Here is a 12,961-nt window from a genome sequence, read left to right on the forward strand (position 1 = left end):
CAGATAATTTTTTAATTTGAAAATTAGATAATTCTTAAGACTTTACTAAATAATTTAATGGTACATTTAATTCAATTGAATTACAATGTGTTAAGTGTACCAATGTAAAATAAATAATGGAGAAAGAAACGCATAAAAAAATATTATTCAGATACTATAGTGATTTATTAGAGGATACCGTTGTAGAAACCATGTGGGCAGAAATTATAGATTTGGAAAAAGGCTATTTTAAATTGGACAATATTCCTTTTTTCGGGCCTCTGATCGCGACAGGGGATGTTTTCTTTGCCGAATATGATGAGAAGGAAGAAAAACTCACTTACAGGGAAACGATTGAAACGTCAGGAAACTCAATTGTACAGGTTATCATCATAGAAAAAGGTTTTGATAAGGAAATTATAAGAGAAAAACTGAAAGAAATCAATTGTGAATCCGAAGGCATGAACGAAACTCTTTTTGCCGTGGAAGTAACGAAAGAAACTGATTATTCTTTAGTAAAAGCTATATTAGATGAATATACGGAGCTTACAGTAATCGATTATGGAGAACCCTGCCTTTCCGATAAACACCGGGCAGATTTGCTAAAAAATTAATCTGGAACAACAAACGATCAACAACAAACAACAAACAACAAACTATCAACAACAAACTATCAACAACAAACTATCAACAACAAACTATCAACAACAAACCATAAACAACAAATTTACAACAGCATACCAAACTTAACTTAAACTTAAACTATAATGAAAACCGTAAAAATTGTAGGTGTTCCTGAGCACTTCAATTTGCCATGGCATCTATGCATTGAAAATGGTGAATTTGAAGCAGAAAATATTGATTTGCAATGGAAAAATATTCCTGAAGGTACAGGTAAAATGTGTCAGATGCTCCGTGATGGCGAAGCGGATATGGCCGTGATTCTGACAGAAGGAATTGTAAAAGATATTGTAGCGGGAAATCCGAGTAAAATTGTTCAGATTTATGTGCAGTCCCCTTTGATCTGGGGAATTCATGTTGCAGCAAAATCAGAATTCCAGACCATAAAAGACCTCGAAAATAAAAAAGTGGCTATTTCCCGATTGGGTTCAGGGTCACAGCTTATGGCTTATGTAAATGCAAATGAACAGGGCTGGGAAGCAGATGATTTACAATTTGAAATTATAAATACGCTGGATGGTGCTGTTGAAGCTTTGACAAACGGAACAGCAGATTATTTTATGTGGGAACATTTTATGACAAAACCACTGGTAGACAGCGGTATTTTCAGAAGAGTTGGTGACTGCCCTACTCCATGGCCTTCCTTTGTCATTACGGTTCGTGATGAGTTTTTGAAAAAGAACCCGAAGATTGTAGAGAAAATCCTTGAAATCATCAACAAAACCACACACGATTTTACCCAGATCCCGGATATAGATAAAAGATTATCGGAGCTTTTTCATCAAAAACTCGAAGATATTCAGGAATGGTTAAAACTCACACAATGGTCCCAGAAACATTTAACTGAAAAAGCCTTTATTAAAATTCAAAATCAATTATTTGATCTGGGAATTATTGATAAAAAAAGTACTTTTGTAGAAACGGTAAAAGCACTATAAAAACTGCTTTTGATTCTTATGATAAAATTCCCTAAAATCGACTTTCCGCAATTAAAATCCAGATTACAGGTGAAATCACCCTGGGACAGGATTATTATTATGCTGTTGAGTCTTTTAATTACGATTCCGATTTTTATTATACTGCATCAAAATCTGATCGATTTAAAGTGGCCCTTTAATTTAGATCGCGTATTCATATTTATATTTGTTTTTGTTGCGGTTTTCATGCTCCTCATGCTGTTGCGAACCATTATTATCGTTTGCATTGCGATCTATTTACTGGTTTTGTTTTACGGGAGCGTTATAGGCAATTATGGGTTTACCGAAATTTCCGAAGACTACAATTCGATGATTTATACCATGTCTGATAATCCTTTTCCACAGGATATCATTGTAGCCAAATTGCTTCCGTTTCCGAATAAATCAAAGATTCTGAGCGCCATAGAATACGAGAACCCAAAAGTCCGGAATTTTGCCATTATGGCCACTACAAAGCATTTTAAGGGATTAAAAGGATATTCAGATTACAGAACAACGATTCAGTGTTTTGCGGTCTTCAAAGAAATAAACAGCCGCTGGAATTATGTAAATGACCCCAAAGAAGGAGATTATATTGCAACGGCCAGTGAATCTTTAGAATATTTTTCCGGAGATTGTGACGACCACTCTATTTTAATGGCGGCTGCTATTCGTTCTATTGGCGGAACTCCAAGGCTTATTCACACCAAGGGACATATTTATCCTGAAATCTTAATCGGTTCCCTGATCGACCTGGAGAAAGTCAATTATCTGATCAAGAATGTGCTTTTTGTAAAAGAAAGCTATAAACAGACTTTGCATTATCATATAGACGAACGGGGTCAGGTCTGGATGAATCTTGACTATACCGCCAAATACCCAGGCGGACCTTTTATGTATGAAGAGATTTTGGGGGCGCTTACCCTTAATTAATGTCTTTTTTAAATATGAAGTAAGTCGCTGATTATTTGCTTTTTAACAAAAACAATATAAAGAGCGAAATTTTTCAGGTCAAAACCCTGTAAGGATCTCATTTTCTCTAAATAACTGACTGTGAGTATTTTGGGTTTATTTTTTTTGTAACTTGTTTCATGTTTAACTTTTAATCAAAAAATTATGAAAAAATCTAGATTATTTATCTTTGGGATTACACTGGCAGTCATAGTTCTGTTTTCGTGTAAGGGTCGAAATAAATTGATTAACTCCTGGAAAATTACTACCGTAGAAGCTAAAATGGCTCTTTCCGATTCTGCTAAAAATGTAATTCTGAAACAAGGAAAATTAACCTTTACAGAAGACGGGCATGTTAACGGGTACTTAGACGGTGATATAACAAATGGCACTTACGCCCTGACCAAAGGAGGAAAAAGCCTGGTCATTAAGGACGAAACAGGAACCCCTTATCCCTACGAAAGCACCATCACAAGTGATGAACTGATACTGGACAGCAAGGAGATGAAGTTGACGCTCAAGAAAATATAATTCCTGTTTTTATGTACTCCATTTGAATAAATACCACACCAAAAGAATAAAAACTTCTTAATTTAAGGAGTTTTTTTTATGCTTACTCCTTACGGAACACAACACTATAAAATTAGAGGTTTTAAAATTATCCCGGTTTTCCGGTTTGTTTGATTTTAGTTTTTTACTGCTGACATACCGTTGTCACACGACGCGGTAGCTTTGTGGAATAATCTTTAAAAAATCAATTTATGATGAATCAATTACAAAATTTAAACTGGATCAGTGTTTTACTTGCGTTTGTAGCCTATTTTTTGCTTGGGGCCTTTTGGTTTACCGCTTTCTTCAGCGAACCGTATAAAATTTCCTTAGGCCGAAAAAATGAAATTTTAGAAAATAAACCTATCTTTATTATGGGTCCGGCGGTATGCTCGCTCATTATTACCATAGCAACGGCAGTTCTTATTTACGCACTGCAGATAGAAACACTAAGCAGTGCCTGGGAGTTTTCTTTGTTTATCGGTATCGGATATTTATTTGCGAACACTGTAAATATCGCGATTAATCCGAATATTCCGCGGCCAATACTATACGGAATTATAACAGGCACGTATCATTTAATTGGAATTCTGATCGTCAGTATAATTTTAATTTCAATGAAATAAAATATAATTTCAAAAAAAGAACTAATGGAGGATATAGAAACTTTTTATCCGACAAGCAAACAGGACTGGAGAGAATGGCTAAAAGAAAACCATACGGTGAAACAAGCTATCTGGCTGGTTTGTTATAAAAAACAGGCAAATGTACCTACAATCAGCTGGAGCGATGCAGTCGATGAAGCACTCTGTTTCGGCTGGATTGACAGCACGCGAAAATCTATTGATGCTGATAAATTTATACAATTTTTCACCAGACGGAAACCCAATAGCAACTGGTCAAAAATAAATAAAGAAAAAATTGAACGGCTGGTTAACGAAGGCCTTATGTTTCAGGCCGGACTTGAAAGTGTCGAACGCGCCAAACAAAATGGCTCGTGGACGATTTTAGATACTGTAGAGGAATTATTTATACCGGAAGATCTGGAAACTGCTTTTGAAGCAAATCCGGGTGCGAAAGACTATTTTTTAAGTTTAAGCAAATCGGTCAAAAAAATGATCCTCTACTGGATCGTTTCTGCCAAACGCCCCGAAACGAGACAAAACCGAATCAATGAAGTGGCTGTACTTGCCGCTCAGAATTTAAAACCAAAACACATTAGCTAAGCATACTTCCTGTAAAATAACAGCAAAGGGCTCTTTTTGAATGTTTTATAGAAAATAATGTTAAATAAATTTGCGCAGTCAAATAACTGCATTATATTTGCAGTCAAATAACTGCGCAATGGAAATAAGAAGAGATGTTTTTCAGGCAATAGCCGACCCTACCCGCAGAGCCATCTTAAGCTTAGTGGCCCTGCAAGCGATGACACCTGGTGCAATAGCAGCCAATTTTGATTCTTCAAGGCAAACCATTTCAAAACACATTAAGATTCTCAGTGAATGTGAATTACTGCATCAGGCCCAAAACGGAAGAGAAATTTATTATCATTTAAATCCGGAAAAAATTAAGGAAATAGACAGTTTTATTGAGCCTTTCCGGAAAATGTGGGACGAACGTTTTAATAAACTGGAAGCAATCATGAAAAATTATAAAAAATAAGATATGGAAAGAAAGACAAAAATAAATGCTGAAGACAATAAACAGGAACTTATTATTACAAGGGAATTTGATCTTCCTTTAGAGTTACTTTTCAAAGCGTATACAGCGCCTGAAATTGTAGCGCAGTGGATGGGAACAAAAGTCATAAAGCTGGAAAATAAAAAACATGGCAGCTGGCAGTTTGAAACCAGTGATGCTAACGGAAATGTGGTATTTGGTGCCAATGGCGTTATTCACGAATTTGTTCCCAACCATAAAATTACACGCACTTTTGAAATGGAAAACAGCCCCTTCCCTGCCCAGCTTGAGTTTTTGGAATTTGAAGAATGCACTGCTGAAACCAGTAAACTGACCATGCAAATTGTTTATAAATCTGTCGCCCTGAGAGATCAAATGCTGAAACTGCCTTTTGCACAAGGTCTGAATATGGCCCACGAAAGATTGCAGGATATTGTAAATAAACTAAAATAAAAACAAGATGACAAAGAGAAACAAAATGATCTACTGGATTGCCACACTTTGGCTTGCTTTAGGGATGGCATCGACCGGAATTGTACAGTTAATCCCATTGAAAGAAGAAACAGAAATGATGAGACACCTGGGGTATCCGCTCTATTTTTTAACGATTTTGGGTGTCTGGAAAATTTTAGGGGTAATTGCTATTCTTATTCCTAAATTTGCTTTATTGAAAGAATGGACTTACGCTGGCTTTTTCTTTGCCATGTCGGGAGCTGTTTTTTCTCATCTTTTCTCCGGTGATGGAGCAAAAGAACTTTTTGGTCCGTTATTATTGATTATTCTGACCCTTTTATCCTGGTATTTCAGACCGGCAGACCGAAAAATAATTTCCAGATAATTATAAAATTAGAAACAACATGAGTACTAAAAATAAGTTGTCAAAAGATCAGCAGGAAGCGTTGCTTACTATATTGCAAAAGCGATTTGAGGGGAATATGCACCGTCATAAAGGCCTTGACTGGAACAAAATCCAGACAAAATTAGAAGCCAGTCCTGAAAAACTGGGATCGCTGGACGAAATGGAAAGAACCGAAGGCGAGCCGGACGTTATTGGCTATGATAAAGAAACAGACCAATATATTTTTGTCGATTGTGCTCCGGAAAGCCCAAAAGGCCGCAGAAGTATTTGTTACGATCATGAAGCGCTGGAAAAAAGGAAAGAAAATAAACCCAAAGACAGTGCTGTTAATATGGCCGTAGCCATGGGAATTGAAATACTGACCGAAGAACAATATCGCGAATTACAGCAATTAGAAAAATTTGATACCAAAACCTCGAGCTGGATCAAAACACCCGCAGACATCAGAAAATTGGGTGGCGCCCTTTTTTCGGATTTCCGATATAATACCGTTTTTGTGTATCATAACGGTGCCGATTCTTATTATGCGGCCAGAGGGTTTCGCGGTCTGCTGAAAGTTTAGAAATAACAGATACAAACATTATAAAAAACCTCCATTGAGCAATAATGGAGGTTTTTGGTTTTTAAAATATTTGTGATCATCAATTGAAAGAATTTCTAAACTCCAGAGGTGATACGGCAGCTTTTGTTTTGAATAATTTACTAAACGATTGCGGATGTTCAAAACCCAGCTGGTACGCAATTTCTGCTATCGTTAAATTGGTTGTGGACAATAATTCTTTCGCTTTTTCCATAAGTTTCGCATGAATGTGCTGCTGTGCATTCTGGCCTGTCAGCGCCCGCAGCATATCACTGAGGTAACTCGGAGATAAATTTAAAAGTTCCGATAGCTGCTGCACGGTCGGAATTCCGTTGAGGGATGTTTTTTCGTTGTTGAAATAATCATCAAGGATTTCTTCTAATTTTTGCAGCAAATCATTATTCACGCTTTTGCGTGTGATAAACTGGCGTTTGTAAAAGCGATTGCTGTAATTCAGTAACAATTCAATTTGAGAGACAATAACATCCTGACTGAAATCGTCTATTCTGCTTTCCAGCTCGTCTTCAATTATTTTGAAGATCGACATAATGGTCGTTTTCTCCTTATCGGATAAATACAGTGCTTCACTCGCAGCATACGAAAAGAAACCATATTTTTTGATTTTTTTCGCTAAGGGATACGTCAGTAATAAATCCGGGTGAATCAATACCAAATAACCTGAGGTTCCTTTTTCCGGAGGAGATTCAAATAACTGACCGGGTGCTGAAAATACCAGGCCGCCTTCGCCAAAATCATAATAATTTTGGCCATAACGGGCTTTGCCGCAGGTATTGTCCTTTAAAGCAATTTTGTAAAAATCCAGTATAAATGAATGGCCCAGTTCATTGGGTACAATATTGATCTCTTTCATATCTGTACAACTTATCATGGGGTGCAAAGGCTTTGACAGCCCGAACACCCTATGAAAGTCAGATAAAGATTCAAATTTTCGAGGTAAATTCTCTTCCTTTTTCATCTTGTAAAGTTAAATTAATTCGGCTGAATTTACCACGGACATTCTCCTGTTTCCGGATTATGTTCTTCACTGATAAATTTCCCTGTCGGACCCTCTTCACCAATCATCGCATATTTCGCAATTCTGGCACCGGCTTCCTGTACCGTTCCGGTTCCGCGATGATTGTTAAAATCGGTGGCTACAAAACCCGGACAAACAGCGTTTACTTTGAAGGCCGTGTCTCTTAATTCGTAAGCCAGATTGATAGTATACATATTCATGGCAGCTTTAGAAGCGGGATATACGGCCGCTTTGTGTGTATAATATTTCCAGGAAGGATCACTGTGCAGGATGAGTGAACAGCCACTGGAAGAAACATTTACGATACGGGGCTGTTCTGCTTTTTCTAATAAATCAAAAAAGGCCTGTGTCATTCGCACCACACCATAAACATTTGTTTCAAAAGTTTCCTTAAACTGGTCTATAGTAGCTTCAAGTGCAGTCTGCGGCATTCCGCCATGAATGCCGGCATTATTGATCAGCGCATCCAAAACGGGCGTCTTTTTTCCTATTTCAATTCGTGCTGCTTTTACGGATTCGGCGTCGGAAACATTAAGTGCTATGGCTTCGACTTCCGTAAAACCTTCTGTTTTGAGTTGATTTACGGCTTCCTCGCCTTTTATCAAATCACGGCTTCCCAGATAAACATAATAGCCGTTTTGTAAAAGCTGGCGGGCGGTTTCAAAGCCAATGCTTTTATTGGCTCCGGTAATGAGTACTTTTTTCATTTTGTCTGTTATTTACTTGTTATAAAAAAGAGCAAATTCTTTGGCAAAATCAGCCAGTTTTACTTTGCCTAAAGTTGGTTTATGACGGTAGAAATCTTCATACAAGGTGCCCGTTCCCTGAGCGGCCTGCATTTCGACAAAACCGTTAGCGATCTGAGGATTCATGCCAAAAGCCAACATTCCGTTTAATAATTCCTCATCTGAAATTTTCACCCATTTAAGCTCCGGATTTCCGATACTTTCACCCAGAACTTTTGCAATTTCATTGGGAGAAATCTCGTCGCTGGCGATGTAACGGACTTGTCTTCCGGTAAAAGGCTTTTCGATTTCTTCGGCAATGGCAGCCGCAATGTCTAAAGGCGAAACCCACGGTTCTTTCTGATCTCCGCCATAATTGGAAATGATAATCCCTTTTTCTCTGATTGTTGTTAAGGATCTGTAGAGATTGGTAAAAAAACCAACTGGGCGCATGAATTTTATACGAAACTCTTCCGGCAGCTGTTTTAGAATATTTTCTACCTCGTAATGCATCACCAGACTGCCGTTGCCTGTGTCGGTATGGGCGCCGACACTGCTTAAAAGCACGATGTTCTTTACGCCCGAATTTTCAACAGCCTGTTTGTAATTACGGCCAATGGCAGTAATCTCGGCTATAATATCAATATTCGGATCCGTAAAAGTGCTGTGGTCCAGTGTTTCCATGAGATAAACGGCATCAGCTCCTTTAAAGGTTTCCGACAGAAAACTAACGTCCTGCATCGTGCCAATAGCGGCTTTTGCACCCAATGCCTCAATGGCTGATTTTCTTCCGTATGTACTGCTTATTACGGTTACAGTGTGTCCTTTTTGTATTAATTCTTCCGTTAGGGGTTTGCTGATATTTCCTAAGGAACCTGTTAGTACTATTTTCATTTTTATATTGTTTAAAATTATAGTACAAAGGTCATCAGACAACATTCTTGCGACGTAGCCTAATTGAGGAAATGCGAAGTCAAATTGAGGAAACCGTCATTTTGGCGCATACAATAGGCAAATCGGCTACTTCCCTCTTTGCGTTTCGGCACAACTTTGCAGTATCATTTTAAAACAACAAAAAAATGCAAAAGACAATTTTTATCACAGGGGCATCGGCAGGTTTAGGAAAGGCTACAGTACTTTTATTTCAAAGCAAAGGCTGGCAGGTTATTGCTACGATGCGTAATCCGGAAAAGGAAAACGAACTGAATACATTAGAAAATGTAATTGTACTTCCGTTGGATGTGACGGATGCTGCACAAATCGACCAGACGATAAAAAGTGTAACTGAAAAATATACGGTCGATGTGGTTATGAATAACGCAGGTTATGGCTTAATTGGTGCGCTGGAAGCTTTAACCGATGAACAGATCTTCCGTCAGATTGAAACGAATCTAATGGGCGTTATACGAGTTACTAAAGCCTTTACGGCGCACTTCCGAGAGAAAAGAAGCGGAATGTTTCTGAATATCACTTCTACATTTGGATTAATGGGATTCCCGACCTGTTCGGTGTACAGTGCTACAAAATTTGCCGTTGATGGTTTTTCGGAGAGTCTCGCGTCAGAATTAGTGCAATTTGGAATACAGGTCAAAGTGATTGCTCCGGGAGGCATGCAGACTGATTTTGCTATTCGCTCTATGGAAACAGGCCAGCACGATGCTTATGAGAAATTAACAGCGGAAGTCAGCAAAGGCTACAGCGCAGAACAACTGGCCAGTTATTCCAAAGTGGAAGATGTTGCCAAAATTGTATACGGCGCGACTACTGACGGTAAAAATCAAATGCGCTATATAGCCGGAAACGATGCCATAGCCTTGTATAACGAACGTATTCAGTCGGGCGCGGAAGCTCAGATTGGAAATATAAAAGCAATGTTTACTTTTTAATTTTATAAAAGGATGAAAAATCACGCTATAGAACTGACTACCTTTAAACTAAAAGGGTTTACGATTACAGAATTCATAGACGCCAATGCAGAAATTGATGCTTTTTTAAAACGTCAGCAAGGCTTTCGTTCCAGAACAATCTTCGAATTAAAAGGTACCGTATACGATATGCTGGTCTGGGACAGCACCACAGACGGAACCGCTGCCATGCATTTACTAATGGACGAGCTAAGCGATTCTGTCGTACACGATATGATCGATCAGCGTACCGTCAGCTGGAATATTACGCCAATAGAACATTTCGTAAGTTTGCAAATTAATCCATCGGGGATTTAAAATCATTGCCATGAAAAATCAGCCTAAAATATTCCATACACTTTCTGAATTGCATAGAGCGATGGCACTGCCAAAGCCCCTGCATCCGCTCATCAGTATTATCAATTACGGAGAAGCTGTTTTTGATCCGAAGGATTTTGAACAGGGCATTATGCTCGATTTTTATAAAATATCTTTTAAAACGAGTTTTAACGGAAAAATAAAATACGGACATGGTTTTTATGATTTTGAAGAAGGCGGAATGTCGTTTGTGGCTCCGGGACAGCTTTTGAAAATGCAGGAAGAAGAAGCGGATTACAGCGGAATGTCATTGCATATTCATCCTGATTTTATTCGCCCCTATGCTTTAAATGCCAGTATCAAACAATATGGTTTTTTCAATTATACGGCATCTGAAGCCTTGTATTTGTCCGAAAATGAAAAAGAAACTATTTTGGGCGTTTATACCAGTATTCAGAATGAGCTGAAGGAACGGATTGATTCTTTTAGCCAGGATGTTATTATTTCGCAGATCGAACTTTTGCTTAATTACAGCAACCGGTTTTACAACCGACAATTTATAACGCGAAAAGCCATAAACAATGATGTACTGGCCCAGCTGGAAAATTTGTTAAACACGTATTTCAATGATGAAGAAGCCATATTAAAAGGCATTCCAACGGTTGCTTTTGTAGCCGAACAACTGAAACTGTCACCAAGATACCTGAGTGATTTGCTGCGAAATCTCTGCGGACAGAACACCCAGCACTTCATTCACGACAAACTCATCGAAAAAGCCAAAGAATACCTTGTAAAAGGAACTTTTTCGATAGCCGAGATTGCTTATAAATTAGGATTTGAACATCCGCAGTCGTTCAATAAATTGTTCAGACAAAAAACCAACAGTACACCAATAGCCTTTCAACAGTCCTTTCATAAAAATTAAAGTATGGCAAAAATAAATTTAGAAGCCCTGAAACAGCGCTCCCTGGCAATAAGAAAACAATACCACGAATTAGAACTGCGGCACCATGGCAGCGAATGGACGGTAGAAGAAGATGCCTTAGCTTTCCTGACCGACGCCGGTCTGGTGGGAAGACTCACGATGTCACAACAAGGAAGATGGCCAAAAACAAACACAGACGAAGAACTCCGACATAAACTGGGTGAATCGATCTGGTGGCTTGTGGTGTTGTCGGAGCGAATGAATATTGATATTGAAGAAGCGGTTGAAGACTTCCTGTCCAAAACTGAAAAATTAATCGGCATGTAATTCACTGAAATTCTTATCTGATATAAAAACAAATAGATAAAGTATAAATTAGAGTGAAATATCTTTATCCTTTTAGAAATCAATGTTATCCTGAGCGTAGTCGAAGGCTTTTTAAATGAAAAGAGCTTTGACTCCGCTGAGCCTGACACCAATTTGAATTGTACCTAATGAGTCAAGCCATTACATATTTGACATCATAATAAAACCTCCAAAATCATCTGACTTTGGAGGTTTTTTGGTTGAATCTGATGTACTATTTAAGCTCATCGCAAAATTCAATAGTATTGCCAAAAGGATCAGCGATAAAAGCCACGCGAAGACCAATTGCCGGAACGCTAAAACTCCGGTTAATCGTGATGTTTTTCTTCGTAAGGTATTCTATCGTCTGGTCTAAATTATCGACGCTAAAAGACAAATGGTTGTACCCTGATTTTTCTTCGGTGCTGCTCTTTTCTGCACTGTCGTAACAAATAATTTCGATAATAAAATCGTCGTCATTGGGCGGTGCAATAAAAGCAAGCTTAATATCGCCTACAGTCCATTTATGAATGATGCGGAAGTCCAGGTTTTCTGTATACCACTGCAGTATTTCATCGTATTTTGTAGTTCGGATTCCCACGTGACCTGCTTTAAGATCACTAAAAATGCTGGCCGTATTTTTTTCCGGAAATGTGAGGGGTGTGATTTGATTTTCCATTTTAATGTATTTTTTATTTAGAAAAGCATACTGTAAAGAACGTTTTATTTACCATGGACTTTCTTCGCTTTCGTCTTCAATATCGTTGCTGAAAAATTTTCCTGTAGGCGCATTTTCATCGGTTAAAGTATGTTTTACAATAAAACCTGCGGCACTTTCTACACTTCCCGGACCGTTAAAGTGATTGAAATCCGTTGCGGTATAACCCGGATCGATGGCATTGACCTTAAATGGTAAATCCCTGAGTTCGTATGCCAGTGTAACCGTAAAAGCGTTCAGGGCAGCTTTTGATGAAACATAAGAAAGTGCTTTTACGGCGTAGTATTTCCAGGTCGGATCGCTGTGCAAAGTAAGCGAACCCAGTCCCGAAGTGATATTGCTGATTCTCGGACTGTCTGATTTTTTAAGCAGCTCCAGAAAAGTCTGGGTAACGGTTATTACGCCGAAAAAGTTGGTGTCAAAGGTTTGCTGAATATTTTCTATCGAATTCGTTGACGGTTCCTGAGGTAAAGCGCCCAAGACACCGGCATTGTTAATGAGAAGATCTAATTTTCCCTGTTCTTTTTCTACTATGTTTTTGGCAGCCAAAACACTTTTGGCATCCGTAACATCGATCTGAATGGCTTTGATGTTCTGAAAACCGTTTTGTATTAATTCGTTTACAACTTCCTCTCCTTTTGCAAGGTCACGGCTTCCGATGTAAACGAACAATCCTTTTTCTGAAAGCTGTTTGGCTGTTTCCAGACCGATGCTTCTATTGGCTCCTGTAATTAGTGCTGATTTCATTTTGTTAT

General features: G+C 38.4%; 19 protein-coding genes. 14 read left to right on the forward strand and 5 right to left on the reverse strand.

Annotation, left to right across the window (positions count from 1 at the left end):
* The first annotated feature begins 116 nt into the window (after nt 1–116).
* The 10 genes from LPB89_RS08230 (at nt 117) to LPB89_RS08275 (ending at nt 6,217) form a co-directional block, all read left to right on the forward strand.
* Nucleotides 117–593, forward strand: coding sequence for a DUF4265 domain-containing protein (locus LPB89_RS08230; RefSeq protein ID WP_230701278.1), 477 nt, complete (start codon nt 117–119; stop codon nt 591–593).
* Between the two features lie 153 nt (nt 594–746).
* Nucleotides 747–1,598: a substrate-binding domain-containing protein gene (locus tag LPB89_RS08235; RefSeq protein ID WP_230701279.1), complete on the forward strand. Its 852-nt coding sequence runs from the start codon at nt 747–749 to the stop codon at nt 1,596–1,598.
* A gap of 18 nt (nt 1,599–1,616) precedes the next feature.
* Complete coding sequence (locus LPB89_RS08240) at nt 1,617–2,549, forward strand: transglutaminase (protein ID WP_230701280.1); 933 nt, start codon at nt 1,617–1,619, stop codon at nt 2,547–2,549.
* Nucleotides 2,550–2,732: 183 nt separating this feature from the next.
* Nucleotides 2,733–3,098: a hypothetical protein gene (locus LPB89_RS08245; RefSeq protein WP_230701281.1), complete on the forward strand. Its 366-nt coding sequence runs from the start codon at nt 2,733–2,735 to the stop codon at nt 3,096–3,098.
* 230 nt (nt 3,099–3,328) lie between these two features.
* Entirely contained in the window at nt 3,329–3,742 is a 414-nt protein-coding gene (locus tag LPB89_RS08250) for a DUF1761 domain-containing protein (RefSeq protein ID WP_230701282.1), read from the forward strand.
* Nucleotides 3,743–3,766: 24 nt separating this feature from the next.
* A complete protein-coding gene (locus tag LPB89_RS08255; protein ID WP_230701283.1) occupies nt 3,767–4,342 on the forward strand; it encodes a YdeI family protein in 576 nt (191 codons plus the stop codon).
* Between the two features lie 118 nt (nt 4,343–4,460).
* Entirely contained in the window at nt 4,461–4,778 is a 318-nt protein-coding gene (locus LPB89_RS08260) for a helix-turn-helix transcriptional regulator (RefSeq protein WP_230701284.1), read from the forward strand.
* A 3-nt stretch (nt 4,779–4,781) separates the two neighbouring features.
* Nucleotides 4,782–5,249 (forward strand): SRPBCC domain-containing protein, encoded by a 468-nt coding sequence (locus LPB89_RS08265; RefSeq protein ID WP_230701285.1) that lies wholly within the window; start codon nt 4,782–4,784, stop codon nt 5,247–5,249.
* A gap of 7 nt (nt 5,250–5,256) precedes the next feature.
* Nucleotides 5,257–5,634, forward strand: a complete 378-nt coding sequence (locus LPB89_RS08270; RefSeq protein ID WP_230701286.1) for a DoxX family protein — start codon at nt 5,257–5,259, stop codon at nt 5,632–5,634.
* Nucleotides 5,635–5,653: 19 nt separating this feature from the next.
* Nucleotides 5,654–6,217, forward strand: a complete 564-nt coding sequence (locus LPB89_RS08275; RefSeq protein ID WP_230701287.1) for a DUF4256 domain-containing protein — start codon at nt 5,654–5,656, stop codon at nt 6,215–6,217.
* Nucleotides 6,218–6,296: 79 nt separating this feature from the next.
* On the opposite strand, the gene LPB89_RS08280 is transcribed toward LPB89_RS08275, so the two are convergent.
* The 3 genes from LPB89_RS08280 to LPB89_RS08290 form a co-directional block, all read right to left on the reverse strand.
* On the reverse strand, nt 6,297–7,124 hold the full coding sequence (locus LPB89_RS08280; RefSeq protein WP_370635488.1) for a helix-turn-helix domain-containing protein: 828 nt from the start codon (nt 7,122–7,124) through the stop codon (nt 6,297–6,299).
* Between the two features lie 116 nt (nt 7,125–7,240).
* Nucleotides 7,241–7,978, reverse strand: a complete 738-nt coding sequence (locus tag LPB89_RS08285; RefSeq protein ID WP_230701289.1) for an SDR family oxidoreductase — start codon at nt 7,976–7,978, stop codon at nt 7,241–7,243.
* Nucleotides 7,979–7,990: 12 nt separating this feature from the next.
* Nucleotides 7,991–8,890, reverse strand: a complete 900-nt coding sequence (locus LPB89_RS08290) for an NmrA family NAD(P)-binding protein (RefSeq protein ID WP_230701290.1) — start codon at nt 8,888–8,890, stop codon at nt 7,991–7,993.
* A 185-nt stretch (nt 8,891–9,075) separates the two neighbouring features.
* Between LPB89_RS08290 and LPB89_RS08295 the strand changes: the two genes are divergently transcribed.
* Genes LPB89_RS08295 through LPB89_RS08310 form a run of 4 tightly spaced genes read left to right on the forward strand, consistent with a single transcriptional unit; the run spans nt 9,076 to nt 11,470 of the window.
* Entirely contained in the window at nt 9,076–9,882 is an 807-nt protein-coding gene (locus LPB89_RS08295) for an SDR family oxidoreductase (protein ID WP_230701291.1), read from the forward strand.
* A gap of 12 nt (nt 9,883–9,894) precedes the next feature.
* Nucleotides 9,895–10,218 carry a hypothetical protein gene (locus tag LPB89_RS08300; protein ID WP_230701292.1) on the forward strand — a complete coding sequence of 108 codons (324 nt, stop codon included), beginning with the start codon at nt 9,895–9,897 and terminating at the stop codon, nt 10,216–10,218.
* A 10-nt stretch (nt 10,219–10,228) separates the two neighbouring features.
* A complete protein-coding gene (locus LPB89_RS08305; protein WP_230701293.1) occupies nt 10,229–11,143 on the forward strand; it encodes an AraC family transcriptional regulator in 915 nt (304 codons plus the stop codon).
* Between the two features lie 3 nt (nt 11,144–11,146).
* Nucleotides 11,147–11,470, forward strand: coding sequence for a MazG-like protein (locus LPB89_RS08310; RefSeq protein WP_230701294.1), 324 nt, complete (start codon nt 11,147–11,149; stop codon nt 11,468–11,470).
* A gap of 253 nt (nt 11,471–11,723) precedes the next feature.
* Here the strand turns inward: LPB89_RS08310 and LPB89_RS08315 are convergent, their stop codons facing one another.
* Both LPB89_RS08315 and LPB89_RS08320 read right to left on the reverse strand, forming a co-directional pair.
* On the reverse strand, nt 11,724–12,167 hold the full coding sequence (locus LPB89_RS08315; RefSeq protein WP_230701295.1) for a VOC family protein: 444 nt from the start codon (nt 12,165–12,167) through the stop codon (nt 11,724–11,726).
* Between the two features lie 48 nt (nt 12,168–12,215).
* Nucleotides 12,216–12,953, reverse strand: coding sequence for an SDR family NAD(P)-dependent oxidoreductase (locus LPB89_RS08320; protein ID WP_230701296.1), 738 nt, complete (start codon nt 12,951–12,953; stop codon nt 12,216–12,218).
* Nucleotides 12,954–12,961 lie beyond the last annotated feature (8 nt).

It is taken from the genome of Flavobacterium sp. ENC (assembly GCF_020991415.1).
Taxonomy (GTDB): Bacteria; Bacteroidota; Bacteroidia; order Flavobacteriales; family Flavobacteriaceae; genus Flavobacterium.

Coding starts and splice junctions, on each gene's coding strand:
- LPB89_RS08230 (WP_230701278.1), top strand. CDS start 117: ATGGAGAAAGAAACGCATAAAAAAATATTATTCAGATACTATAGTGAT.
- LPB89_RS08235 (WP_230701279.1), top strand. CDS start 747: ATGAAAACCGTAAAAATTGTAGGTGTTCCTGAGCACTTCAATTTGCCA.
- LPB89_RS08240 (WP_230701280.1), top strand. CDS start 1,617: ATGATAAAATTCCCTAAAATCGACTTTCCGCAATTAAAATCCAGATTA.
- LPB89_RS08245 (WP_230701281.1), top strand. CDS start 2,733: ATGAAAAAATCTAGATTATTTATCTTTGGGATTACACTGGCAGTCATA.
- LPB89_RS08250 (WP_230701282.1), top strand. CDS start 3,329: ATGATGAATCAATTACAAAATTTAAACTGGATCAGTGTTTTACTTGCG.
- LPB89_RS08255 (WP_230701283.1), top strand. CDS start 3,767: ATGGAGGATATAGAAACTTTTTATCCGACAAGCAAACAGGACTGGAGA.
- LPB89_RS08260 (WP_230701284.1), top strand. CDS start 4,461: ATGGAAATAAGAAGAGATGTTTTTCAGGCAATAGCCGACCCTACCCGC.
- LPB89_RS08265 (WP_230701285.1), top strand. CDS start 4,782: ATGGAAAGAAAGACAAAAATAAATGCTGAAGACAATAAACAGGAACTT.
- LPB89_RS08270 (WP_230701286.1), top strand. CDS start 5,257: ATGACAAAGAGAAACAAAATGATCTACTGGATTGCCACACTTTGGCTT.
- LPB89_RS08275 (WP_230701287.1), top strand. CDS start 5,654: ATGAGTACTAAAAATAAGTTGTCAAAAGATCAGCAGGAAGCGTTGCTT.
- LPB89_RS08280 (WP_370635488.1), bottom strand. CDS start 7,124: ATGATAAGTTGTACAGATATGAAAGAGATCAATATTGTACCCAATGAA.
- LPB89_RS08285 (WP_230701289.1), bottom strand. CDS start 7,978: ATGAAAAAAGTACTCATTACCGGAGCCAATAAAAGCATTGGCTTTGAA.
- LPB89_RS08290 (WP_230701290.1), bottom strand. CDS start 8,890: ATGAAAATAGTACTAACAGGTTCCTTAGGAAATATCAGCAAACCCCTA.
- LPB89_RS08295 (WP_230701291.1), top strand. CDS start 9,076: ATGCAAAAGACAATTTTTATCACAGGGGCATCGGCAGGTTTAGGAAAG.
- LPB89_RS08300 (WP_230701292.1), top strand. CDS start 9,895: ATGAAAAATCACGCTATAGAACTGACTACCTTTAAACTAAAAGGGTTT.
- LPB89_RS08305 (WP_230701293.1), top strand. CDS start 10,229: ATGAAAAATCAGCCTAAAATATTCCATACACTTTCTGAATTGCATAGA.
- LPB89_RS08310 (WP_230701294.1), top strand. CDS start 11,147: ATGGCAAAAATAAATTTAGAAGCCCTGAAACAGCGCTCCCTGGCAATA.
- LPB89_RS08315 (WP_230701295.1), bottom strand. CDS start 12,167: ATGGAAAATCAAATCACACCCCTCACATTTCCGGAAAAAAATACGGCC.
- LPB89_RS08320 (WP_230701296.1), bottom strand. CDS start 12,953: ATGAAATCAGCACTAATTACAGGAGCCAATAGAAGCATCGGTCTGGAA.